This is a genomic window from Streptomyces otsuchiensis, assembly GCF_004305975.1.
Taxonomy (GTDB): domain Bacteria; phylum Actinomycetota; class Actinomycetes; order Streptomycetales; family Streptomycetaceae; genus Streptomyces; species Streptomyces otsuchiensis.
On record NZ_BHZI01000009.1, the window covers coordinates 12,786 to 34,309 of the forward strand.

The 21,524-nt window shown below is 69.1% G+C and carries 31 protein-coding genes; all 31 read right to left on the reverse strand.

What is annotated here, in order from left to right; genetic code table 11:
- Positions 1-163 precede the first annotated feature (163 nt).
- The gene (map, locus tag E0D90_RS01800) at positions 164-1,000 is read right to left on the reverse strand and encodes a type I methionyl aminopeptidase (protein ID WP_103501071.1); all 837 of its coding nucleotides are present in this window, start codon (positions 998-1,000) and stop codon (positions 164-166) included.
- 135 nt (positions 1,001-1,135) lie between these two features.
- Entirely contained in the window at positions 1,136-1,795 is a 660-nt protein-coding gene (locus E0D90_RS01805) for an adenylate kinase (RefSeq protein ID WP_130796362.1), read from the reverse strand.
- The gene (secY, locus tag E0D90_RS01810) at positions 1,795-3,105 is read right to left on the reverse strand and encodes a preprotein translocase subunit SecY (protein WP_103501073.1); all 1,311 of its coding nucleotides are present in this window, start codon (positions 3,103-3,105) and stop codon (positions 1,795-1,797) included. Before secY ends, E0D90_RS01805 begins: the two co-directional genes overlap by 1 nt.
- Positions 3,106-3,366: 261 nt before the next feature.
- A complete protein-coding gene (rplO, locus tag E0D90_RS01815; protein WP_103501074.1) occupies positions 3,367-3,834 on the reverse strand; it encodes a 50S ribosomal protein L15 in 468 nt (155 codons plus the stop codon).
- A gap of 1 nt (position 3,835) precedes the next feature.
- Entirely contained in the window at positions 3,836-4,018 is a 183-nt protein-coding gene (rpmD, locus tag E0D90_RS01820) for a 50S ribosomal protein L30 (RefSeq protein WP_103501075.1), read from the reverse strand.
- Positions 4,018-4,620: a 30S ribosomal protein S5 gene (gene rpsE, locus E0D90_RS01825; protein WP_103501076.1), complete on the reverse strand. Its 603-nt coding sequence runs from the start codon at positions 4,618-4,620 to the stop codon at positions 4,018-4,020. The genes rpmD and rpsE overlap by 1 nt, the downstream gene beginning before the upstream one ends.
- Before the next feature lie 41 nt (positions 4,621-4,661).
- Positions 4,662-5,045, reverse strand: coding sequence for a 50S ribosomal protein L18 (gene rplR, locus E0D90_RS01830; protein ID WP_103501077.1), 384 nt, complete (start codon positions 5,043-5,045; stop codon positions 4,662-4,664).
- Positions 5,046-5,048: 3 nt separating this feature from the next.
- A complete protein-coding gene (rplF, locus tag E0D90_RS01835) occupies positions 5,049-5,588 on the reverse strand; it encodes a 50S ribosomal protein L6 (protein ID WP_103501078.1) in 540 nt (179 codons plus the stop codon).
- 23 nt (positions 5,589-5,611) lie between these two features.
- Positions 5,612-6,010 carry a 30S ribosomal protein S8 gene (rpsH, locus tag E0D90_RS01840; RefSeq protein WP_103501079.1) on the reverse strand — a complete coding sequence of 133 codons (399 nt, stop codon included), beginning with the start codon at positions 6,008-6,010 and terminating at the stop codon, positions 5,612-5,614.
- 112 nt (positions 6,011-6,122) lie between these two features.
- Positions 6,123-6,308, reverse strand: a complete 186-nt coding sequence (locus tag E0D90_RS01850) for a type Z 30S ribosomal protein S14 (protein ID WP_103501081.1) — start codon at positions 6,306-6,308, stop codon at positions 6,123-6,125.
- Positions 6,309-6,311: 3 nt separating this feature from the next.
- Positions 6,312-6,872 (reverse strand): 50S ribosomal protein L5, encoded by a 561-nt coding sequence (rplE, locus tag E0D90_RS01855; protein WP_103501082.1) that lies wholly within the window; start codon positions 6,870-6,872, stop codon positions 6,312-6,314.
- A complete protein-coding gene (gene rplX / locus E0D90_RS01860) occupies positions 6,872-7,195 on the reverse strand; it encodes a 50S ribosomal protein L24 (RefSeq protein ID WP_103501083.1) in 324 nt (107 codons plus the stop codon). The genes rplE and rplX overlap by 1 nt, the downstream gene beginning before the upstream one ends.
- 3 nt (positions 7,196-7,198) lie before the next feature.
- On the reverse strand, positions 7,199-7,567 hold the full coding sequence (rplN, locus tag E0D90_RS01865) for a 50S ribosomal protein L14 (protein WP_019433424.1): 369 nt from the start codon (positions 7,565-7,567) through the stop codon (positions 7,199-7,201).
- A gap of 113 nt (positions 7,568-7,680) precedes the next feature.
- The gene (rpsQ, locus tag E0D90_RS01870) at positions 7,681-7,974 is read right to left on the reverse strand and encodes a 30S ribosomal protein S17 (RefSeq protein ID WP_103501084.1); all 294 of its coding nucleotides are present in this window, start codon (positions 7,972-7,974) and stop codon (positions 7,681-7,683) included.
- The gene (gene rpmC / locus E0D90_RS01875) at positions 7,974-8,198 is read right to left on the reverse strand and encodes a 50S ribosomal protein L29 (protein ID WP_103501085.1); all 225 of its coding nucleotides are present in this window, start codon (positions 8,196-8,198) and stop codon (positions 7,974-7,976) included. The genes rpsQ and rpmC overlap by 1 nt, the downstream gene beginning before the upstream one ends.
- Positions 8,198-8,617, reverse strand: coding sequence for a 50S ribosomal protein L16 (gene rplP / locus E0D90_RS01880; RefSeq protein ID WP_103501086.1), 420 nt, complete (start codon positions 8,615-8,617; stop codon positions 8,198-8,200). Before rplP ends, rpmC begins: the two co-directional genes overlap by 1 nt.
- 3 nt (positions 8,618-8,620) lie before the next feature.
- Positions 8,621-9,469, reverse strand: a complete 849-nt coding sequence (gene rpsC, locus E0D90_RS01885) for a 30S ribosomal protein S3 (RefSeq protein WP_103501087.1) — start codon at positions 9,467-9,469, stop codon at positions 8,621-8,623.
- Entirely contained in the window at positions 9,469-9,816 is a 348-nt protein-coding gene (gene rplV / locus E0D90_RS01890; protein ID WP_103501088.1) for a 50S ribosomal protein L22, read from the reverse strand. The genes rpsC and rplV overlap by 1 nt, the downstream gene beginning before the upstream one ends.
- Before the next feature lie 46 nt (positions 9,817-9,862).
- On the reverse strand, positions 9,863-10,144 hold the full coding sequence (rpsS, locus tag E0D90_RS01895; protein ID WP_103501089.1) for a 30S ribosomal protein S19: 282 nt from the start codon (positions 10,142-10,144) through the stop codon (positions 9,863-9,865).
- Positions 10,145-10,156: 12 nt separating this feature from the next.
- On the reverse strand, positions 10,157-10,993 hold the full coding sequence (gene rplB / locus E0D90_RS01900; RefSeq protein WP_103501090.1) for a 50S ribosomal protein L2: 837 nt from the start codon (positions 10,991-10,993) through the stop codon (positions 10,157-10,159).
- Between the two features lie 47 nt (positions 10,994-11,040).
- Entirely contained in the window at positions 11,041-11,364 is a 324-nt protein-coding gene (gene rplW / locus E0D90_RS01905; RefSeq protein ID WP_103501119.1) for a 50S ribosomal protein L23, read from the reverse strand.
- A gap of 17 nt (positions 11,365-11,381) precedes the next feature.
- Positions 11,382-12,056, reverse strand: coding sequence for a 50S ribosomal protein L4 (rplD, locus tag E0D90_RS01910; protein ID WP_103501091.1), 675 nt, complete (start codon positions 12,054-12,056; stop codon positions 11,382-11,384).
- A gap of 5 nt (positions 12,057-12,061) precedes the next feature.
- Positions 12,062-12,706, reverse strand: coding sequence for a 50S ribosomal protein L3 (rplC, locus tag E0D90_RS01915; protein ID WP_103501092.1), 645 nt, complete (start codon positions 12,704-12,706; stop codon positions 12,062-12,064).
- A gap of 14 nt (positions 12,707-12,720) precedes the next feature.
- Positions 12,721-13,029 carry a 30S ribosomal protein S10 gene (gene rpsJ, locus E0D90_RS01920; RefSeq protein WP_016909683.1) on the reverse strand — a complete coding sequence of 103 codons (309 nt, stop codon included), beginning with the start codon at positions 13,027-13,029 and terminating at the stop codon, positions 12,721-12,723.
- A gap of 508 nt (positions 13,030-13,537) precedes the next feature.
- Positions 13,538-15,025 (reverse strand): sodium/solute symporter, encoded by a 1,488-nt coding sequence (locus E0D90_RS01925; protein WP_130796363.1) that lies wholly within the window; start codon positions 15,023-15,025, stop codon positions 13,538-13,540.
- Entirely contained in the window at positions 15,022-15,675 is a 654-nt protein-coding gene (locus E0D90_RS01930) for a hypothetical protein (protein WP_130796364.1), read from the reverse strand. Before E0D90_RS01930 ends, E0D90_RS01925 begins: the two co-directional genes overlap by 4 nt.
- 10 nt (positions 15,676-15,685) lie before the next feature.
- On the reverse strand, positions 15,686-16,474 hold the full coding sequence (locus tag E0D90_RS01935; protein WP_227869922.1) for a LytR/AlgR family response regulator transcription factor: 789 nt from the start codon (positions 16,472-16,474) through the stop codon (positions 15,686-15,688).
- Positions 16,471-17,661, reverse strand: a complete 1,191-nt coding sequence (locus E0D90_RS01940) for a sensor histidine kinase (RefSeq protein ID WP_227869923.1) — start codon at positions 17,659-17,661, stop codon at positions 16,471-16,473. The genes E0D90_RS01935 and E0D90_RS01940 overlap by 4 nt, the downstream gene beginning before the upstream one ends.
- Before the next feature lie 209 nt (positions 17,662-17,870).
- Positions 17,871-19,277, reverse strand: coding sequence for an ABC transporter substrate-binding protein (locus E0D90_RS01945; protein ID WP_103501098.1), 1,407 nt, complete (start codon positions 19,275-19,277; stop codon positions 17,871-17,873).
- A gap of 163 nt (positions 19,278-19,440) precedes the next feature.
- Positions 19,441-20,259, reverse strand: coding sequence for a carbohydrate ABC transporter permease (locus E0D90_RS01950; RefSeq protein ID WP_103501099.1), 819 nt, complete (start codon positions 20,257-20,259; stop codon positions 19,441-19,443).
- Positions 20,256-21,278 (reverse strand): carbohydrate ABC transporter permease, encoded by a 1,023-nt coding sequence (locus tag E0D90_RS01955; protein WP_227869924.1) that lies wholly within the window; start codon positions 21,276-21,278, stop codon positions 20,256-20,258. Before E0D90_RS01955 ends, E0D90_RS01950 begins: the two co-directional genes overlap by 4 nt.
- Positions 21,279-21,524: the final 246 nt, after the last annotated feature.

The window sequence follows — 21,524 nt, forward strand, 5'->3', positions numbered from 1 at the left end:
GCACCAGTCTACGGTACGTCGCCCGAAAAGACGAATCCCGTATGTATTCCCCACCGGCCCCCGGGATATGCACGCGATCCCGCGGTCTCCCGCGACGGCGCACACCGTACATCCGGACGAGGGATGAGACGGCGGTGCGGCCCTTGCCGCCCCCGTCTGAGCTTCAGGCCAGCGGGTCCGGCGCCACGGTGACGCCCAGCTCGGCCAGCCGCGCCCGCCCGCCGTCGGGAGCGGTCAGCACCAGCGGACCGTCCTCGGTCAGCGCGACGGAGTGCTCCCAGTGCGCCGCCCAGGTGCCGTCGTCGGTCTTGACCGTCCAGTCGTCCTCCAGGACGTGGGTCCGGGCGGTGCCGAGCGAGATCATCGGCTCGATCGCCAGGCACATCCCCGGGACCAGCTTCGGTCCCCGGCCGCGGCGGCGCTCGACGTAGTTCAGCACGTGCGGGTCCATGTGCATCTCGCTGCCGATGCCGTGGCCGCCGTACTCCTCGATGATCCCGTAGCGGCCCGAGGCGGGCTTGGGGCGGCTGCGGACGAGGTTCTGGACGGCCCGGGAGATGTCCACCAGCCGGTTGCCCTCACGCATCGCCGCGAGCCCGGCCCACAGCGAGTCCTCGGTGACCCGGCTCAGCTCCAGCAGCTGCGGGTCGTGGCCCTCCCCGACGAAGACGGTCACGGCGGCGTCCGCGTGCCAGCCGTCGACGATCGCGCCGGCGTCGATGGAGAGCAGGTCGCCGGAGTTCAGCGTCTCGGCGTCGGAGGGGATGCCGTGCACGACGACGTCGTTGACCGAGGTGCAGATGTTTCCGGGGAAGCCGCCGTAGCCGAGGAAGTTCGGCTTGGCGCCGTGGTCGGCGAGGACCTGGGCGGCGATCCGGTCCAGCTCCCCGGTGGTGGCCCCCGGCACCGCGGCCTCGGAGCACCGGCGGTGCATCTCCGCCACCACCAGACCGGCGGCACGCATGCTGGCGATCTGCTGGGGGTTCTTGAGTTCCACCATCGGGGGTTCCTCACACATTCGGCGGCGTCGGGCGCAAGGCTACGGCCGTGGCGCCCGGCGGGGGCACCACGGCCGGGGCCGTGCGGGGCCGGCGGGCACGGGGCCCGCCGGCCGGAAGGGCGGTGGTGACGCCGCTCAGGCGGCGTCGCCGGAGCGGAGCGCCGCGAGCGCCCGCTGGGTGACCTCGGGGACCGCGCCGAGCGCGGACAGCGTCACCACGAGACCCTGCTCGCGGTAGTAGTCGATGATCGGCTCGGTCTCCTGGTGGTAGACCTCCAGGCGCTTGCGAACCGTCTCCTCGCTGTCGTCCTCGCGCTGGTACAGCTCGCCACCGCAGACGTCGCAGACGTCCTCGACGGCCGGCTTGGAGTACTCGGCGTGGAAGATGTGGCTGCTGTCCTTGCGGCACATCCGGCGGCCGGCGATCCGGCGGACCACCTCTTCCTCCGGGACCTCCAGGTCCAGCACACCGTCCAGGGCGAGCCCGGCCTCCTCCAGCTGCTTGTCCAGCGACCTCGCCTGCGCGATGTTGCGCGGGAAACCGTCCAGGAGGAAGCCGTCCTCGGCGTCCGGCTGCGCCATGCGCTCCGTCGCCATCCCCACGGTGATCTCGTCCGGCACCAGGTTGCCCTCGCGCATGTAGCGCTGGGCCTCGCGCCCGAGCTCGGTGCCCTGGCTGATGTTGGCGCGGAAGAGGTCTCCGGTGGAGATGTGCGGGATGCCGAGGTTCTCGGCGAGCAGCGCGGCCTGCGTGCCCTTGCCCGCACCGGGCGGTCCGACGAGGACGATTCTCATCAGCGGAGGAACCCTTCGTAGTTTCGCTGGTGAAGCTGGCTCTCGATCTGCCGGCAGGTCTCCAGACCGACGCCCACGATGATCAGGATGGAGGTTCCGCCGAAGGGGAACTCACCCTGCGCACCGAACATGATCAGCGCGACCGCGGGGATCAGAGCGATCATGCCCAGATAGAGGGCACCCGGCCAGGTGATGCGGTTGAGCACGTAGCTCAGGTACTCCACCGTGGGGCGGCCGGCCCGGATTCCGGGAATGAACCCACCATACTTCTTCATATTCTCGGCCACGTCTTCGGGGTTGAAGGTGATGGCCACGTAGAAGAAGGCGAAGAAGACGATCAGAGTGAAGTAGGTGACCAGGTAGACCGGGCTGTCCATGGACTCCAGGTTGCGCTGGATCCAGTCGGCCCAGGCGGCCTCGGAGTCGCTGAAGGTCACCAGCAGCATCGGGATGTACAGCAGCGACGACGCGAAGATCACGGGGATGACGCCGGCCTGGTTCACCTTGAGCGGGATGTAGGTCGAGGTCCCGCCGTAGGCGCGTCGGCCGATCATCCGCTTCGCGTACTGCACCGGGATGCGGCGCTGGGCCAGCTCGACGAAGACCACCAGGAAGACGATCGCCAGACCGACCGCGACGACGACGCCGAACTCGATCCAGCCGTCGGCCAGGTCGCCGCCCTGCTTGATGGACCACAGGGCCGCCGGGAAGCCGGAGGCGATCGAGACGAACATCAGCATCGACATGCCGTTGCCGATACCGCGGTCGGTGATGAGCTCACCCATCCACATGATGAGCGCGGTCGCGGCGGTCAGCGCGATGATCATCAACAGCGTGGTGTAGATACTGTCGTCAGGGATGATGTCCCGGTCACAGCCGCCGAAGAGCGAGCCGCTGCGCGCGGTGGCGACCAGGCCGGTGGCCTGCAGCACGGCGAGGGCGACGGTCAGGTAGCGGGTGTACTGCGTGATCTTCGCCTGACCCGACTGCCCTTCCTTCTTCAGGGCTTCCAGTCGAGGAATGACCACCACCAGCAGCTGGAGGATGATGCTCGCCGTGATGTACGGCATGATCCCCAGGGCGAAGATGGTCAGCTGCATCAGCGCGCCACCACTGAACATGTTGACGAGGCCGAACAGTCCGGCGTTGCCGTCGTCGATCCGGTCCATGCAGTACTGGACGTTCTGGTAGCTGACGCCCGGCGTGGGCACATGGGCCCCGAACCGGAACAGCGCCACAACGCCGAGCGTGAAGAGCAGCTTCTTACGCAGGTCGGGGGTCTGGAACGCCCGGGCGAACGCGGTGAGCACGGTTCCTCCTGCGCCCCCCGCGGTACCGCGAGAGGTGACGGTCTTGATGGTTCAACGGATAAGTCGGGTCGGGCACATGGGACGGCCACCGGGGCTGACGGACGTCACGCGGCCCCGACCCTCGTGCGGGGCGGAACGCATGGCCCGTCAGGCCCCGGAAGTCGGCACCGGCAGACACCTTACCGGCGCAGGCGCTCCGCCGGAACGAGCGACCGGGGATGCCCTTGATGGGCATCCCCGGTCACCTCTGCATCGTTGGGCTCAGTCCTCGGCCCGAAGCAGCTCGCTGACGGTACCGCCGGCAGCGGTGATCTTCTCCTTGGCGGAGCCGGAAACGGCGTCCACCGTCACCTGGAGCGCCACCGAGACCTCACCGGTACCGAGCACCTTGACCAGCTCGTTCTTGCGAACGGCGCCCTTGGCGACCAGGTCGGCCACCGTCACCTCGCCACCCTCCGGATAGAGGGAAACGAGACGCTCCAGGTTGACGACCTGGAACTGCTTGTGGGCGGGGTTCTTGAAACCCTTGAGCTTGGGCAGCCGCATGTGCAGCGGCAGCTGTCCACCCTCGAAGCCCGCCTTGACCTGGTACCGGGCCTTGGTGCCCTTGGTACCGCGACCGGCGGTCTTGCCCTTGGACGCCTCACCACGACCCACACGGGTCTTGGCGGTCTTGGCACCCGGGGCGGGGCGGAGGTTGTGGACCTTGAGCGGGTTGCTCTCGCTCATATCAGTCGACCTCCTCGACCGTCACGAGGTGCCGCACGGCGTTGGCCATGCCGCGGATCTCCGGACGGTCATCCTTCACCACCGTGTGGTGGAGACGCTTGAGCCCGAGCGAGCGCAGGGTCTCCCGGTGGTGCTGCTTGCTACCGATGTAGGACTTGGTCTGCGTGATCTTCAGGCGAGCCATCAGGCACCCACCCCGGCACGCGCCCGCAGCAGAGCGGCGGGAGCCACGTCCTCCAGCGGCAGGCCACGGCGCGCGGCGATCTCCTCGGGGCGCTGAAGACCCCGCAGAGCCGCCACCGTGGCGTGCACGATGTTGATCGGGTTCGACGAACCGAGCGACTTGCTCAGCACGTCGTGGATGCCGGCGCACTCGAGCACCGCACGCACCGGGCCACCGGCGATGACGCCGGTACCGGGGGACGCGGGCTTGAGCAGAACGACACCGGCCGCCTTCTCACCCTGGAACGGGTGAGGAATGGTGCCCTGGATACGGGGGACCTTGAAGAAGTTCTTCTTGGCCTCCTCAACACCCTTGGCGATGGCGGCCGGAACCTCCTTCGCCTTCCCGTACCCGACTCCGACGGTGCCGTCACCATCGCCCACCACGACCAGCGCGGTGAAGCTGAAGCGACGACCACCCTTCACAACCTTGGCGACGCGGTTGATCGCGACAACGCGCTCAACGTACGCGGTCTTCTCGGCAGCTGCGCCGCCGTCACGGCCCTTCCGGTCCCGCCGCTCGCCGCCACCGGCGCCGCCACCGCGGCGCTGGGGTCCAGCCATTGGAATTACCTCTCTCTGTTTCCGCTAGCTACGGAACCGGCTCAGAACCTGAGCCCGGCTTCGCGGGCGGCGTCCGCGAGAGCGGCGATGCGCCCCGCGTACCTGTTGCCACCGCGGTCGAACACGACAGCCTCGATGCCGGCGGACTTGGCCCGCTCGGCAAGCAGCGCGCCGACCTGCTTGGCCTTGTCGCTCTTGTCACCGTCCGCACCGCGGATGGACACGTCCAGCGACGACGCGGAGGCCAGCGTGTGGCCCTGAACGTCGTCGATGACCTGAGCCACCATGTGACGGTTGGAGCGCGTCACCACCAGACGGGGACGCTCGGAGGTACCCGAGATCCGCTTCCGGATGCGGATGTGACGGCGCTTGGTGGCGGTCCGCTTGCGGGCGTCACCCTTCGCGATCTTCACACCGTATGCCATGGCTTACTTACCAGCCTTTCCGACCTTGCGGCGGATGACTTCGCCCTCGTACTTGACACCCTTGGCCTTGTACGGGTCGGGCTTGCGCAGCTTGCGGATCCGGGCGGCGACCTCACCGACCCGCTGCTTGTCGATGCCCTCGACACTCAGCTTGGTCGGGGACTCCACCTTGAAGGTGATGCCCTCGGGGGCCTCGATCAGGATGGGGTGGCTGTAGCCCAGGGCGAACTCCAGGTTGGAGCCCTTCGCCTGGACCCGGTAACCCACACCGCTGATCTCGAGCCGCTTGACGTAGCCCTCGGTCACGCCAGTGATCAGGTTCGCCACCAGCGTGCGGGACAGGCCGTGCAGGGCCCTGTTCCGGTTCTCGTCGTTCGGGCGTGTGACGACGATGGCGCCGTCCTCACCCTTGGCGACCTCGATGGGCTCCACGACGGTGTGCGACAGGTTGCCCTTGGGGCCCTTGACGCCGACCGTCCGGCCGTCGATGGTGACGTCCACACCGGCGGGAACCTGGATGGGGAGCTTGCCGATACGCGACATTGCTGTTCCTCCGTTCCCTTCCGTTACCAGACGTAGGCGAGGACTTCCCCACCCACGCCCTTCTTGTGCGCCTGCTTGTCGGTGAGCAGACCGTGCGACGTGGAGATGATCGCCACGCCCAGGCCGCCGAGCACCTTCGGCAGGTTGGTGGACTTTGCGTAGACCCGCAGGCCCGGCTTGGAGATGCGCTTGATGCCGGCAATCGAGCGCTCGCGGTTCGGGCCGAACTTCAGCTCGAGCACGAGGCTCTTGCCCACAGGGGCGTCCTCGGTCTTCCAGCCGGTGATGTAGCCCTCCTGCTGGAGGATCTCCGCGATGTGCGACTTGATCTTGCTGTGCGGCATCACGACGTCGTCGTGGTAAGCCGAGTTGGCGTTTCGCAGACGCGTCAGCATGTCTGCGATCGGGTCGGTCATAGTCATGTGATGGCCTTGGGCCTCTCTCGCCGGGGTTTCCTGTCTGCGCCGTCCCTCTCCCCGCACGGTGGCGGGACGGGTGTGGCACGGGGACCTACGGCGTAGTAGTTGGGGTCCGTTACCAGGAGCTCTTGGTCACGCCCGGCAGTTCGCCGCGGTGAGCCATCTCGCGAAGGCACACACGGCACAGGCCGAACTTGCGGTAGACCGAGTGCGGCCGGCCGCAGCGCTGGCAGCGGGTGTAGGCGCGCACCGCGAACTTCGGCTTGCGGGCGGACTTGGCGATCAGTGCCTTCTTCGCCATGGCTCAGGCCTCCTTGAACGGGAATCCGAGGTGGCGCAGGAGCGCGCGGCCCTCGTCGTCGTTGGTGGCCGTGGTGACCACGGTGATGTCCATGCCGCGGACCCGGTCGATCTTGTCCTGGTCGATCTCGTGGAACATGACCTGCTCCGTGAGACCGAAGGTGTAGTTGCCGCGACCGTCGAACTGCTTCGGGGACAGGCCCCGGAAGTCGCGGATACGCGGGAGCGCGAGCGACAGCAGCCGGTCCGTGAACTCCCACATGCGGTCGCCGCGCAGCGTGACGTGCGCGCCGATCGGCTGACCCTCACGCAGCTTGAACTGCGCGATGGACTTGCGGGCCTTGGTGACGGCCGGCTTCTGGCCGGTGATCGTGGCGAGGTCGCGGATGGCGCCCTCGATCAGCTTGGAGTCGCGGGCGGCGTCGCCCACACCCATGTTGACCACGATCTTGGTGAGACCGGGGGTCTGCATGACGTTCTCGTACTTGAACTCGTCACGCAGCTTGCCCGCGATCTCCTCGCGGTAACGCGTCTTGAGGCGCGGTGCGTTGGTGGTGGCAGTCATCAGATGTCCTCACCGGTCCGCTTGGCAACGCGGATCTTGTTGCCCTCGTCGTCGAAGCGGTAGCCGACGCGGGTGGTGACCTTCTTGCCGTCCTGCTCCACAACCAGCGCGACGTTGCTCACGTGCACGGGGGCCTCGGTCGTCACGATGCCGCCGGTCTTCGAACCACGGGCGGTCTGGCCGGCCTTGGTGTGCTTCTTGACCCGGTTGACACCCTCGACCAGAACACGGTCGTCGCTGGGGTAGGCCACGATGACCTTGCCCTGCTTGCCCTTGTCCTTGCCGGTGATGACCTGGACCAGGTCACCCTTCTTGATCTTCATCGGTTACAGCACCTCCGGCGCGAGGGAGATGATCTTCATGAACTTCTTCTCGCGCAGCTCTCGGCCGACAGGGCCGAAGATACGGGTGCCGCGGGGGTCGCCGTCGTTCTTCAGAATGACGGCGGCGTTCTCGTCGAAGCGAATGTACGAGCCATCGGGACGACGGCGCTCCTTGACGGCGCGCACGATGACCGCCTTGACGACGTCACCCTTCTTCACGTTGCCACCGGGGATCGCGTCCTTGACGGTGGCGACGATGACGTCACCGATACCCGCGTAGCGACGACCCGAGCCACCGAGGACACGGATGCAAAGGATCTCCTTCGCACCAGTGTTGTCGGCGACCCGCAGTCGCGACTCCTGCTGGATCACGTCTCTCTCCTGATCGTCTGCCGGTTCCCGACGGGGGCCGGATGAGCTCCGGCCCCCGCCGAGCCTGGCGGAACTGGTCCCGAGGCATGAGTGGCCTCAGGAATGAGTGCTGGTTACTTCGCCTTTTCGAGGATCTCGACGATGCGCCAGCGCTTGCTCGCGGACAGCGGCCGGGTCTCCATGAGGAGGACACGGTCACCGATACCCGCGGCGTTCTGCTCGTCGTGCGCCTTCAGCTTGCTGGTGCGGCGAAGGATCTTGCCGTACCGGGCGTGCTTCACGCGGTCCTCGACGGCGACGACGACGGTCTTGTCCATCTTGTCGCTGACCACGAGGCCCTCACGGACCTTGCGGGCGGCGCGCTCGTCGGTGTCAGTAGTCACGGTGTTCTCGACGTCCTCGCTCATCAGGCGCCCTCCACCGTCTCGATGCCCAGCTCGCGCTCACGCATCAGAGTGTAGATCCGGGCGATGTCCTTCCGGACGGCCCGCAGTCGGCTGTTGTTCTCCAGCTGACCCGTCGCCGCCTGGAAACGGAGCCGGAACAGCTCCTCCTTGGCCTCGCGCAGCTTCACAACGAGCTCCTCGTTGTTCAGCTCACGCAGCTCGGCCGCCTTGGTACCGGCCGCCATCACGCCTCACCTGCCTCGCGCCGAACGATCCGGCACTTCATCGGAAGCTTGTGAGAAGCGCGGATGAGCGCCTCACGAGCAATCTTCTCGTTCGGGTAGGACAGCTCGAACATCACCCGTCCGGGCTTGACGTTCGCGATCCACCACTCCGGCGAACCCTTACCGGAACCCATGCGGGTCTCGGCCGGCTTCTTGGTCAGCGGGCGGTCGGGGTAGATGTTGATCCACACCTTGCCACCACGCTTGATGTGCCGGGTCATCGAGATACGTGCGGCCTCGATCTGCCGGTTGGTCACGTAGGCGGCGGTGACGGCCTGGATGCCCCAGTCGCCGAATGCCACCTCGGTGCCGCCCTTGGCCATGCCCGAGCGCTTGGGGTGGTGCTGCTTGCGGTGCTTGACCCTGCGGGGGATCAGCATGGGTCAGCTCTCCTTTCCGGTGCTCTCAGCCGGAGCGGCGGCCTCGGCCTTGGGGGCCTCGGTCTTCGCGCCGTCGGCGGCGGGAGCCTGCTGCGGCTTGCGGCCACCACGGCCGCCACGCTCGCCACGCCCACCACGGGCGGGACGGTCGCTGCCGCCGCCGGCGCCACCACGGGACGGGCGGTTGCCCGCACGCGCCGCGGCGTTCTCGGCGCGGACCTCGGCGATGTTCTTGACGTCGCCCTTGTAGATCCAGACCTTCACACCGATGCGGCCGAAGGTGGTCCGGGCCTCGAAGAAGCCGTAGTCCACGTTGGCGCGCAGCGTGTGCAGCGGCACCCGGCCCTCGCGGTAGAACTCCGAACGGGACATCTCGGCACCGCCGAGACGACCGCTGCACTGGACCTTGATGCCCTTGGCGCCGGCCTTCATCGTCGACTGCATGCTCTTACGCATGGCCCGACGGAAGGAGACGCGGGAGGACAGCTGCTCGGCGACGGCCTGGGCCACCAGCTGAGCGTCGGTCTCGGGGTTCTTGACCTCGAGGATGTTGAACTGGATCTGCTTGCCGGTGAGCTTCTCCAGGTTGCCCCGGAGCCGGTCGGCCTCCGCGCCGCGGCGGCCGATGACGATGCCCGGCCGGGCGGTGTGGACGTCGACGCGCACCCGGTCACGGGTCCGCTCGATCTCCACCTTGGAGATGCCGGCCCGCTCCATGCCCTGGGTGAGCATGCGGCGGATCGCCACGTCTTCCTTGACGTAGTCCTTGTACAGCTTGTCGGCGTACCAACGCGACTTGAAGTCGGTGGTGATGCCGAGCCGGAACCCGTGCGGGTTAACCTTCTGGCCCATTACCGGGTTCCTTCCTTGCTGCTGACGACCACGGTGATGTGGCTGGTCCGCTTACGGATCCGGTAGGCGCGGCCCTGGGCACGCGGCCGGAACCGCTTCAGGGTCGGGCCCTCGTCGACGTACGCCTCAGTGATGACGAGGCTGTCGGCATCGGTGTGGTCGTAGTTGTGCGCGGCGTTGGCGATGGCGCTGTCGAGCACCTTGCCCACCGGCACACTCGCGGCCTGCGGAGCGAAACGCAGGACCGCCTGAGCCTCCGTGGCGGGGAGGCCACGGACGAGGTCCACCACCCGGCGGGCCTTCATGGGCGTGACACGCACGTAGCGTGCCTGGGCCCTGGCTTCCATGGTTGTCCCTTCGGTGTCAGTCATAAGAGTCTTCGCACTCCGCCGATCAGCGACGACGCGACTTGCGGTCGTCCTTCACGTGGCCGCGGAAGGTACGGGTCGGCGCGAACTCGCCGAGCTTGTGGCCGACCATCGACTCGGTGACGAACACCGGGACGTGCTTGCGGCCGTCGTGCACCGCGATCGTGTGGCCGAGCATGGCCGGGACGATCATGGAGCGGCGGGACCAGGTCTTGATGACGTTCTTGGTGCCGGCTTCGTTCTGGACATCCACCTTCTTGCTCAGGTGGTCGTCGACGAAGGGCCCCTTCTTGAGACTGCGCGGCATCTAAACCCGCTCCTAGCGCTTCTTGTTCGTCTTGCGGCGGCGGACGATGTACTTGTTGCTGGCCTTCTTCGGCGAGCGAGTACGTCCTTCCTTCTTGCCCCAGGGCGAGACCGGGTGGCGACCACCGGAGGTCTTGCCCTCACCACCACCGTGCGGGTGGTCGACCGGGTTCATGACCACACCGCGGACGGTCGGGCGAACGCCCTTCCAGCGCATGCGGCCGGCCTTGCCCCAGTTGATGTTCGACTGCTCGGCGTTGCCGACCTCGCCGACAGTGGCGCGGCAGCGGACGTCGACCAGGCGGATCTCACCCGACGGCATACGCAGGTGGGCCATGCGGCCCTCCCGCGCCAGCAGCTGCACGGAGGCACCCGCGGAGCGGGCGAACTTCGCGCCGCCGCCGGGCCGCAGCTCGATGGCGTGGATGACCGTACCGACCGGGATGTTGCGCAGCGGCAGGTTGTTGCCGGGCTTGATGTCGGCGCCCTGGCCGTTCTCGACGCGGTCGCCCTGCTTCAGGCCGGCCGGCGCGATGATGTAGCGCTTCTCGCCGTCGGCGTAGTGCAGCAGCGCGATGCGCGCGGTGCGGTTCGGGTCGTACTCGATGTGCGCGACCTTGGCGGGCACGCCGTCCTTGTCGTGCCGACGGAAGTCGATGACACGGTAGGCGCGCTTGTGGCCACCGCCCTGGTGGCGGACGGTCACACGACCGGCGTTGTTACGGCCGCCCTTGCTGTGCAGCGGGCGAACCAGTGACTTCTCCGGCGTGGACCGCGTGACCTCGACGAAGTCGGCGACGCTGGCGCCACGACGGCCAGGAGTCGTCGGCTTGTACTTGCGGATTCCCATTTCTCAGTCCTCGTCCAAAATCGGACAGCTCATGGACCCCACCTCCGTCAGGAGGTAGGCCCGCCGAAGATGTCGATGCTGTCGCCCTCGGTAAGGGTCACAATCGCGCGCTTGGTGTCAGCGCGCTTGCCGTAACCGGTGCGGGTGCGCTTGCGCTTGCCCTGCCGGTTGATCGTGTTGACCGCCGCGACCTTGACCGAGAAGACCGTCTCGACGGCCTGCTTGATCTGGGTCTTGTTGGCACGCGGGTCGACGATGAACGTGTACTTGTTCTCGTCCAGCAGCGCGTAGCTCTTCTCCGACACGACGGGCTTGATCAGCAGGTCACGGGGGTCCGTGAACGTCTTGCTGGTCACACCCTCTTCGGTGATCGGCGTTTCCTCGGTCATCAGGCGTCGCTCCCTTCGAGCTCGCTCTCGGAGGCGACAGCCTTGCCGCCGGCGGCCGGGCCGGCCACGAAGCGGTCGTAGGCGGCCTTGGTGAAGACCACGTCGTCGGAGACGAGCACGTCGTAGGTGTTCAGCTGGCCCGCGTCCAGGATGTGCACCTGGGGCAGGTTGCGCGCCGACAGCCACGCGTTCTCGTCGTCCCGCTCGATGACCAGGAGCAGGTTCTTGCGCTCGCTGATCTTGCCGAACAGGGTCTTGGCGGCCTTGGTGGAGATGTCGCTGTCCACGACGCCGGTCACCAGGTGCACCCGGCCGTGACGGGCACGGTCGGAGAGGGCACCGCGCAGGGCGGCGGCCTTCATCTTCTTCGGGGTGCGCTGGGAGTAGTCACGCGGCACGGGACCGTGCACGACGCCACCACCGGCGAACTGCGGGGCGCGGGTGGAGCCCTGACGGGCGCGGCCGGTGCCCTTCTGGCGGTACGGCTTGCGGCCACCGCCGCGGACCTCGCCACGGGTCTTGGTCTTGTGCGTGCCCTGACGGGCAGCGGCCAGCTGCGCGACGACGACCTGGTGGATCAGCGGAACGCTGACCTGCGCGTCGAAGATCTCCGCGGGGAGGTCGACGGTTCCGGTCGTCTCGCCGGCCGGCGAAAGGATGTTAACGGTGCTCATTTACCTCAGGCCCCCTTGGCCGCGGTGCGGACCAGGACGAGGCCGCCGTTCGGACCAGGAACCGCGCCCTTGATGAGCAGCAGGCCCTTCTCCGCGTCAACGGCATGGACGGTCAGGTTCTGGGTGGTGACCCGCTCGTTTCCGGCGCGGCCGGCCATCCGCATGCCCTTGAAGACGCGGCCCGGGGTGGCGCAGCCACCGATGGAGCCCGGCTTGCGGTGAACACGGTGGGCACCGTGGGAAGCCTTGCCACCGGCGAAGCCGTGGCGCTTCATGACACCGGCGGTGCCCTTGCCCTTGGACTTGCCGGTCACATCGACCTTGAGGCCGGACTCGAACACCTCGACGGTGAGTTCCTGGCCCAGGGTGTACTCGGCGGCGTCCGTGGTGCGGATCTCCACCAGGTGACGGCGGGGGGTCACGCCCGACTTGGCGAAGTGGCCCTTGATGGGCTTGTTCACCTTGCGCGGGTCGATCTCGCCGAAGGCGATCTGGACGGCGTCGTAGCCGTCCGAGTCATTGGTGCGGACCTGGGACACGACGCACGGTCCGGCCTTGACCACGGTGACCGGGACGACACGGTTGTTCTCGTCCCAGACCTGGGTCATGCCGAGCTTCTCGCCCAGGACGCCCTTGATCTGCTTAGCCATCTCTTCCGCGCCTCTCAGAGCTTGATCTCGATGTCAACGCCGGCCGGAAGGTCCAGGCGCATCAGCGAGTCAACGGTCTTGGGGGTGGGGTCGAGGATGTCGATCAGCCGCTTGTGGGTGCGCATCTCGAAGTGCTCGCGCGCGTCCTTGTACTTGTGCGGCGACTTGATGACGCAGTACACGTTCTTCTCAGTGGGAAGCGGCACCGGGCCTGCGACCGACGCACCAGTACGAGTCACCGTCTCGACGATCTTCTTCGCCGAGTTGTCGATGACCTCGTGGTCGTAGGCCTTGAGCCGGATGCGGATCTTCTGTCCCGCCATGGCTACTTAGTAGTCCTGTCTCTCGTCAACGCTCTGGAACTCGGTCTCTGTCGCTCCCCGACCCACGCGGTCGGGCGTGTCGCGCCGCCGAGCGGATTGATCCGCAGGGGTTTCTCCGGGAGGGAGAGGGGGGAGAACTTCCACCGAGTGCCTGGCCACAGCCCCGCCCACGCTTCCCGGAAGATCCCGGTACTTCCGTCCCTACCCCTGTGACCAGGGCATACATGGAACGACGAATACGGTGGGACTCGCTTCCGGTCCTCCCGGCGGGAGGCGCGCAGCATCGGCTGACGACCGAGCAACCCGCCCAGTGTGCCATACCGGACACAGCGCCCGCCAATCGCCTACCGCCCCCTGACCTGGACGTGACGATCATCACCAAGCCCCGTGTCACGGACGGCAGTCGGGGCACCCCCGTGACCCGCACCGGCGGGACCGCCCACATGGTGACGCGGGTCACGCCCGCCGGATGAGGAGTTGGGCCGCCCGGACCGGACCGGCGCCCCGCTCAGCGCCTGGGGTAGCCGTCGCCACCCGGCATGTGCAGCCGCAGCACGGCGCGTTCCGCCCATTCCGGCGGTGTCCCGAGCCGGGAGACGCCGTACATGACCGTGAAGGCCAGCGGTACGGTCCAGGCGGCCGGTTGGGCGAGCAGGACCGTGAGCCAGCCGTGGGGCGCGTCGACCGCTACCGAGGCGAGCGCCGCTCCGGTGGAGGCGCACACGCCCGCCGCCAGTCCGGCCGCGGCACCCGCGACCGTCAGCCCGCGCCACCAGATGCCGAGGACCAGCAGGGGGCAGAAGGTGGAGGCGGCCACCGCGAAGGCCCAGCCGACCAGCACGTTGATGTCCACCGCGGCGGCGGGCAGGGAGAGCAGTACCGCGACCAGTGCCCCGGCTGCCACCGCCAGCCGCAGCCGCCGCACGTCCGTCGCCCCGGTCCGGCTGAGGTCGTGCGAGAGCCCGCCGGCCAGCGCCAGCAGCAGCCCGGAGGAGGTGGAGAGGAACGCGGCGAAGGCCCCGGCCGCCACCAGCGCCGTCAGCACCGCCCCCCAGGTACCGGGCAGCGCCACCGCCGGGAGCACCACCGTCACCGTGTCGGTGTCACCCGTGGTCGCCAGTTCGGGGGTGAAGACCCGGCCCAGCAGCCCGTAGACGGCCGGGAAGAGGTAGAAGAGGCCGAGCAGCACGATCACCCACACCGCCACCCGCCGGGCGGCACGCGCCGACTGGGTGGTGGTGAACCGCATGATCACGTGCGGCAGTCCGGCGGCGCCCAGCGTGGTGGCGATCAGCACCGACCAGGTGGCCAGCAGCGGCTGCCCCGAGTTGTCCAGGTCCAGCAGCGGCCTGCTCCACGCGGTGAGGTCCACATGAAACGCCTCGGCCCGCACCTCGCTCCCGGCCGTCGCCAGCAGCACCAGCGCCGGTACGGCGATGAAGACCAGCTTGACCAGGTAGTGGAAACCCTGGACATAGGTGGCCGAACGCATCCCGCCGGCCAGGATCGACACCGAGACCACCAGCCCGGCCAGCACCACGCCCACCCAGTACGGGGTGCCGCTGACCAGGTGCAGCACCACGCCGGCGCCCTTGAACTGCGGTATCAGGTAGAGCCACATGATCACCAGCAGGATCACGGCGCACAGTTTGCGGATGGTCTGCGAGCCGAGCCGGTAGTCCGCGAAGTCCGGGACGGTGTAGGCACCCGAACGCCGCATCGGTCCGGCGACCAGGGCGGCCACCGCGACATAGCCGGCCGTGAAACCGACCGCGTACCAGAGGGTGCCGATGCCGTGCTTGAGCATCAGCCCCGCCAGGCCCAGCACCGACGCGGCCGAGACGTACTCGCCCGCGATGGCCAGCGCGTTCCAGCCCGGCTTGATCTCCCGGGAGGCGACCAGGAAGTCGGGCGTGGACCGGGCCGCCCGGACCCCGTAGACACCGATCAGCATGCTGACGCCGAGCAGCAGGCCGATGGCGAGGAGGCCGGTCACCCGGGACCGTCCCCGGTGGTTGGGCGGTGGCGGGGGCGACCCTGTCGGGGGCGGTCGGTGGCCGCCGGGGCGCGGGCGGCCGACGGCGCGACCAGGCGGGCGGGCGCTGCCGTCTCGCCGGGAACGGTCCCGGCGCCTCCGTCAGCGTCCGCGACCGCGACCGCGACCGCGTGGGTGTCTGTATCGGTGTCGCCGCCGGTTCCCGGATCGGTGTCGGCGTCGCTGCCCCTGGGCCCCGGCCCGGGTGCGTACCGGGGGCGGCCCGGCGGCGGGGGCTGTCCGTCCTCCAGCCGCTCCGCGGCCCGGACGTGGAGGGCCGCGATCAGCAGCAGCATCGGGTAGGTGGCCGTCATCAGCAGCAGCCAGGAGGCCGGGGCGGGGCCGATGGTGAGCCGGTCCAGCACCGGCAGCGCCGCCAGCAGCCCGCTGAGTCCGAGCAACAGCCCGCCGAGCAGCCCCAGCGTGCCGAGGGCGAGCCGGCGCTGCCGGGCGAACGCTGCCCGCGCCGCGTCCAGCGCGGGGCCGTCCATGGACTCGTCCGCGACGGGCAGCAGCTGCTGCACCGGCCGGTGGTGCCGGGAGAGGGCGATCCGCGTCTGCGGGCTGGTCACCCGGACCCGGCGGTTCGGCGGGCGCGAGGGCAGGCTCACGGCGTGCCCTTCATCGCTGCTCGTCCCGGACGGCGGCGAACAGCCGCTCCTTGAGCGCGCGGGCGTGCCGGCGGCTGACCGGGACCTCCCCGGCGGGCGTGCAGGCCAGCAGCCCGGCGGAGCTGGTCACCCGCAGGTCGCGGACCCAGCGGACGGCGACCAGGTAGCCGCGGTGGGCGCGGACGAACCCCGCGTGCCCCCACGCCTCCTCCAGGTAGGAGAGGGAGAGGCGGATCAGGTGGCTGTCCTCGGCGGTGTGCAGCCGCACGTAGTCGCCGTGCGCCTCCGCGAACTGGATGTCGTCGCGGTGCACGAAGACGGTGTGACGGCCGGTCTCGATCTGCACCACCGACATCTCGTCCACCGCCGGCTCCCCGGAGCCCCCCGGGCCGGCCGCGTCCGGCCCGGGTGCGGGCGGGCGGCGCAGTGCCCGGACCCGCGCGGCGGCCTCCGCCAGCCGCTCCGGGCGGATCGGCTTGAGCAGGTAGTCGGCGGCGCCGATCCCGAACGCCTCGACGGCGTGCCGCTCGGAGGCGGTGACGAAGACGATGGCGGGCGGTTCGGACAGCATGTGGAGCACCCGTGCCACCTCCATGCCGTCCAGGCCCGGCATGGAGATGTCCAGGAAGACGGCGTCGAAGGTCTCGGTGCCCAGCACGCGGACGGCGGCCTCGCCGCTCTCCGCCTGGCTGACGCTGCCGATCTCGGGGAGTTCCGCGAGCATCTCGGCCAGCTCCTGGCGGGTGAAGGTCTCGTCCTCGACGACGAGGGCCCGCATCGGGCGCGGTATGTCGTTCACCCCACTGCCCTTCCCGGACTTCCGTGTGCTGACTCCGACTGAGGCGGTGCCGCCGGCCGTCCGCGCGCGGTGGCACCGGGACCAGCGGGACCACTGGCACGACCGCCACGACCGGGCCCGCCGGCCTGGACACCGCGCATGAAGCGTGGGACGCGGATGACCACCTTGGTGCCCTGGCCGGGGGCGGTCTCGATGACCAGCCCGTACTCGGGCCCGTAGACCGTGCGCAGCCGCTGGTCGACGTTGGCCAGGCCGACGCTGCCGGCGATGTCCTCGGCGGCGGGACGCTGCCACTGGCCGGCGAGGATGTCCCGGGCCAGTTCGGGGTCCATGCCGACGCCGTCGTCCTCGACGACGATCACGCACAGCGGGCCCTCGCCGAAGCCGGAGACGGTGATGCTGCCCTTGCCGGGGCGGGGCTCCAGCCCGTGGCGCACGGCGTTCTCGACGATCGGCTGGACGACGAGGAAGGGCACCGAGACCGGCAGGATCTCCGGCGCCATCCGGACGGTGATCTCCATGCGGTCGTCGAACCGGGCGCGCTGGAGCTCCAGATAGGTCTGGGTGGCCTGGAGTTCGGCGGCGACCGTGGCGTAGTCGCCCTGGCTGGAGAAGCTGTATCGCAGGTAGTCGGCGAAGTCGTTGAGCAGGGTGCGGGCCCGGTCGGGGTCGGCGCGGATACGGGCGGCGATCACGGCCAGGGCGTTGTGGAGGAAGTGCGGCGATATCTGGGCGCGCAGGGTGCGCAGCTCGGCCTGGGCGATGCGGGTCCTGGCGCGGCGCAGCGCCGAGTGGTCCAGTGAGCGGGCGACCAGCCGGCCGGCCGCCTCCAGGTCGCGTTCGTCGGCACCGGTGGCGGCGAGGGCGCCGGTCAGCTCGCCCGCGACCATCAGCGGGACGGCGGTCCAGGCGGCGTGCCGGGCGGTGGCTCCGTGGTCGAAGGTGCGGGCCAGCAGGGCGGTCAGCTCGCCGGGCCCGGGCGGGGGGCCGGATATCGCCAGCGGGCGTTCGAGGTCGGCGAGGACCAGGGCGTCGGCGCGGATCAGCCGGCGGAGCCGCCGGGCGGCGGAGGCGGTGCCGCGTCCGTGCAGCCCGTCCCGGAGCTGCTCCCCTATATCGTGCGCGGCGTCGAGCACCGTGGCGGTGTCCCCCACGGGCTGAACGCGTCGTCGCATTCGGAGCGGCATGGCCGGACCATAGCCCAGCGGAGACCCCGGCTGTAGGGTCCGCGTCCCCTGACCCGGCAACCGTGCCCGCACCGACACCTGGGCGGGCGGGGCCGGCGACGTGCCGCCGCCCCCGGCGTCGGCCCTGGTCGGGCGGGCGCGCCGGGGGCGGCGGTGGTGTGGTGACGTCGTGGTGTGGTGACGTCCGTGTGGTGTGCTCCCCGGCGGGGTCAGCCCACGGCGTCGTTGTACTCGTCGATCTTCCGCTGGACGGTCTCCTTGGCCTTGGTCATCGCGGTCTCGGCGGAGTCGCTGGTGGTGAGGGCGGCCTCCCAGCCCTCCTCCGAGGCCATCCGGGAGTCGGCCATGACGCCCATCATGCAGCCGGCGGTGTTGACGTTGGTCTCGGAGTCGGCGAGCTGGGCGGCGGCGACCGCGAACTGCGGGAACTCCGCGGCGCGCTCCTTCGCCTCGGGGCCGTCGTAGCCGTTGGTGTTGACCGAGAGGTAGCCGGTGCCGGCGTGCCACTTGGACTGCGACTCCGCGGTCATCAGGAACTGCACGAACTCCCAGGATCCGCGGATCTGTTCCTGGCTGTGGCCCTCACCGTTGATCCACAGGGAGGCACCGCCGATGATCGAGCCGCCCGGGTCGTCGGCAGAGATCAGCGGGAAGTAGCCGGCGCCGACCTCGAAGTCGGACTGCTCCAGGAACCCGCCGAGGGAGCCGGTGGACTCCAGCGTCATCGCGGCGCGGCCGGAGGTGAAGGCGGCCTGGGCGTCGTCGGTGGAGCGGCCGACCTGGACGGCGAGTTCGTCCTCGATCATCGACTGCCACCACTCGACGACCTCGATGATCTCCGGGTCGTCGAAGAGGACCTCTCCGGCGCGGCCCTCGCGGCCGTTGCCGTTGTCGCAGTAGGGCACGGCGGCGCGGGCCATGAACTGCTCGACGAACCAGCCGTAGACGGCGGCGCCGAAGCCGTACTGCTGGATCTGGCCGTCGGAGCCCCGGACGGTGAGCTTCTCGGCGAACTCGCGGATCTCGGCGAGGTCCTTCGGCGGCACGTCGGGGTCGAGGCCGGCCTCCTCGAACGCGTCCCGGTTGACGTACATCAGCGGGGTCGAGTTGTTGAAGGGGAAGGAGCGCAGGTCGCCGTCGACGGTGAAGTAGTTGAGCAGCGCGTCCTCGAGGTCGCCGGTGTCGTAGTCGTCCTTGTCGATGAACGCCTGCGCGGGGACGGTCTGGCCCGAGTCGATCATGAACTGGGTGCCCAGGTCGTAGACCATGATCAGGTTGGCGGTGTCGCCCTGCTGGATCGCGGCACGGTGCTGGGCCAGGGTGGTGTCGTAGTCGCCCTGGAAGGTGCCGGTGACCTTGACGCGCCCCTCGTTCTCGGCGTTGAACTCGCTGATCAGGCCGTTGAGCACCTGGCCGTTGGTGGAGTCCATGCTGTGCCAGAACTCGACGTCGACAGCGCTGTCGAGGTCGTCCAGGACCTCGGCGCCGGGCACGTCGGACGCCGAGGCGCCGCCGCCACCGCCCCCTCCGCCGTCGTCGCTGGAACAGCCGCTGAGCAGCAGGGCCAGGCCGGCCCCGGCGGCGACCAGCGCGGTGGAGCGTCTGCGTGTCGTCATCTGTGGTGTCCGTTCTCGTCGTTGAGCGTCGGCGGGCGCGGATGCGCGCGCGTCGGTGGTGGTGTCCCCGGCTGTACGGCCGGGGTCGTGCGCCGCCGGGGCGCGGTGAGGGCGTGAACATCGCCGGTCCGGCGGTCGTCCTCGAACTGGGTTACGGGCGCGACTACTTCACGGCGCCGGCCGTCAGGCCGCGGACGATGAAGCGCTGCCCGAAGATCACCAGGGCGAGGGTGGGGAGCACCGACAGCGCGGCACCCGCCAGCCAGAGTCCGGGGTTGGCGGACTCGGCGTTCTTGAGGCTGTTCAGCCCGATCTGCAGCGTCTGCATCTCGGTGGTCCTGGTCATGATCAGCGGCCAGAAGTACATGTTCCAGGAGCTGATGAAGACGTAGACGCCGACGGCACTGAGCGCCGGCTTGTTCAGCGGCAGCAGGATCGTCCACAGGAACCGCAGGTGTCCCATGCCGTCGACCCGGGCGGCGTCGCGCAGTTCCAGCGGGAACTGCTTGAAGCTCTGCCGCAGCAGGAAGGTGCCGAACGCGTACGCCAGGAAGGGCAGTACGAGGCCCAGGTAGCTGTTGTGCATCCCCCACCCGGAGATGGTCAGGTAGTTGGGGATGAAGGTGGCCTCGGCCGGCACCATCAGGGTGGAGAGGAAGAGCGCGAAGACCACCGCGCTGCCCCTGAACTTCAGGAAGACGAAGGCGTAGGCCGCCAGTACCGAGGTGGCCAGCTGCGCGACCGTGATGATCCCGGCCATGACGATCGAGTTGCCGTACATCCGCATCAGCGGTACCGCGTCGAGCACCCGCTGGATGTTGTCCAGGTGGAAACCGGTGGGTATCAACTGCGGCGGGAAGGTCGAGAGTTCTCGCGGCTCCATGAAGGTGCCCGCGAAGACGTAGTAGACCGGGAAGAGCACCGGGATCAGCGCGAGCAGCAGCACCGCGTAGATCAGCACCCGTCCGAGCGTGGTCCTCATGAGTAGTGCACCTTCCGCTCGATGACGCCGAACTGGACCGCGGTGCAGATCAGCACCATCAGCAGCAGGACCAGGGCCTGCGCGCTGGCGCGGCCGAAGTCACTGGTGCCGTAGGCGAAGGCGTTCTCGTAGATGGAGTAGACGAGGGTGGTCGTCGAGCCGACCGGGCCGCCCTGGGTGAGGATGTGGATCTGCCCGAACCCCTGGAGGGCGTTGATGGTCGAGATCACGATGAGGAAGAAGAGCTGCGGGCCGAGCAGCGGGATCGTGATGTACCAGGCGCGACGCGGGCCGGCGGCGCCGTCGAGCAGCGCGGCCTCGTTCACCTCCTTGGGTATGGAGCCGACGCCGGCGGCGAGGATCAGCACCCCGTAGCCCAGGTTCATCCAGACCGTGGTGAGGCAGATCGAGATCAGCGCCATCTCGGTCGAGGTCAGCCAGGCGACCTGGCCGAGGCCGAGTTGGTAGAGCAGCCCGTTGAGCACTCCGCTTGCCGGGTTGTAGAACACGGCGAAGATGACGGACGCGGAGGCGACGGAGAACGCGAACGGCAGCACGAAGGCGCTGCGGAAGAAGCGCTGCGCGCGGATCTGCGACTCCAGCAAGAGCACCACCGCGAGGGCGCCGATCGCACCGGGCACGACCACACCGAGCGTGAAGAGCGCGGTGACGAGGAGGATCTTGCCGAACTCGCCGGTGAACATCTCCTCGAAGTGGCTCAGGCCGACGAACCGGGACGGGCGCCCGATGATGTCGTTGCCGTGCATCGACAGGTAGACGGTGCGGCCGAGCGGATAGAGGAGGAAGAGCAGGAAGACGACGATGGAGGGGGCGAGGAAGCCCCACGCGAGCATGGTTTCCCGGCGGGGACCCGTGGCGCGGCTGGCGCTCGGGATCTGCCGGCGGGCAGCGGTCGTGGCCGTGGAGGCGGGGGCGGCGTCGCCGTCCGCCCGGTCACTGGCCTGGGTTGTTGGTGTGGGCACGGTCGGCAGCATGTACACCTCAGGTGAAGCCGTCAATCCCCTGAGGAGAATCGAACGCCAACAGTGTTCACCCAGCCGGTGTCGCGGCTGACGCCGCTCGCACGGACGGTGGCGCAGGACACGTCGTCGCGGGCCACGGCGACAGTGGTCCGACCACCCGCGGGCGGAGAACGGGCTTGTGGCACCAGGCGGTTGGGCAACGGGCGGTCGAACACCGCCGGTGCGGCCCGGTTGTCGCCGTTCACCGGGAGCACGTTCGGCAGCGCCCCCACGGCCGCTCAC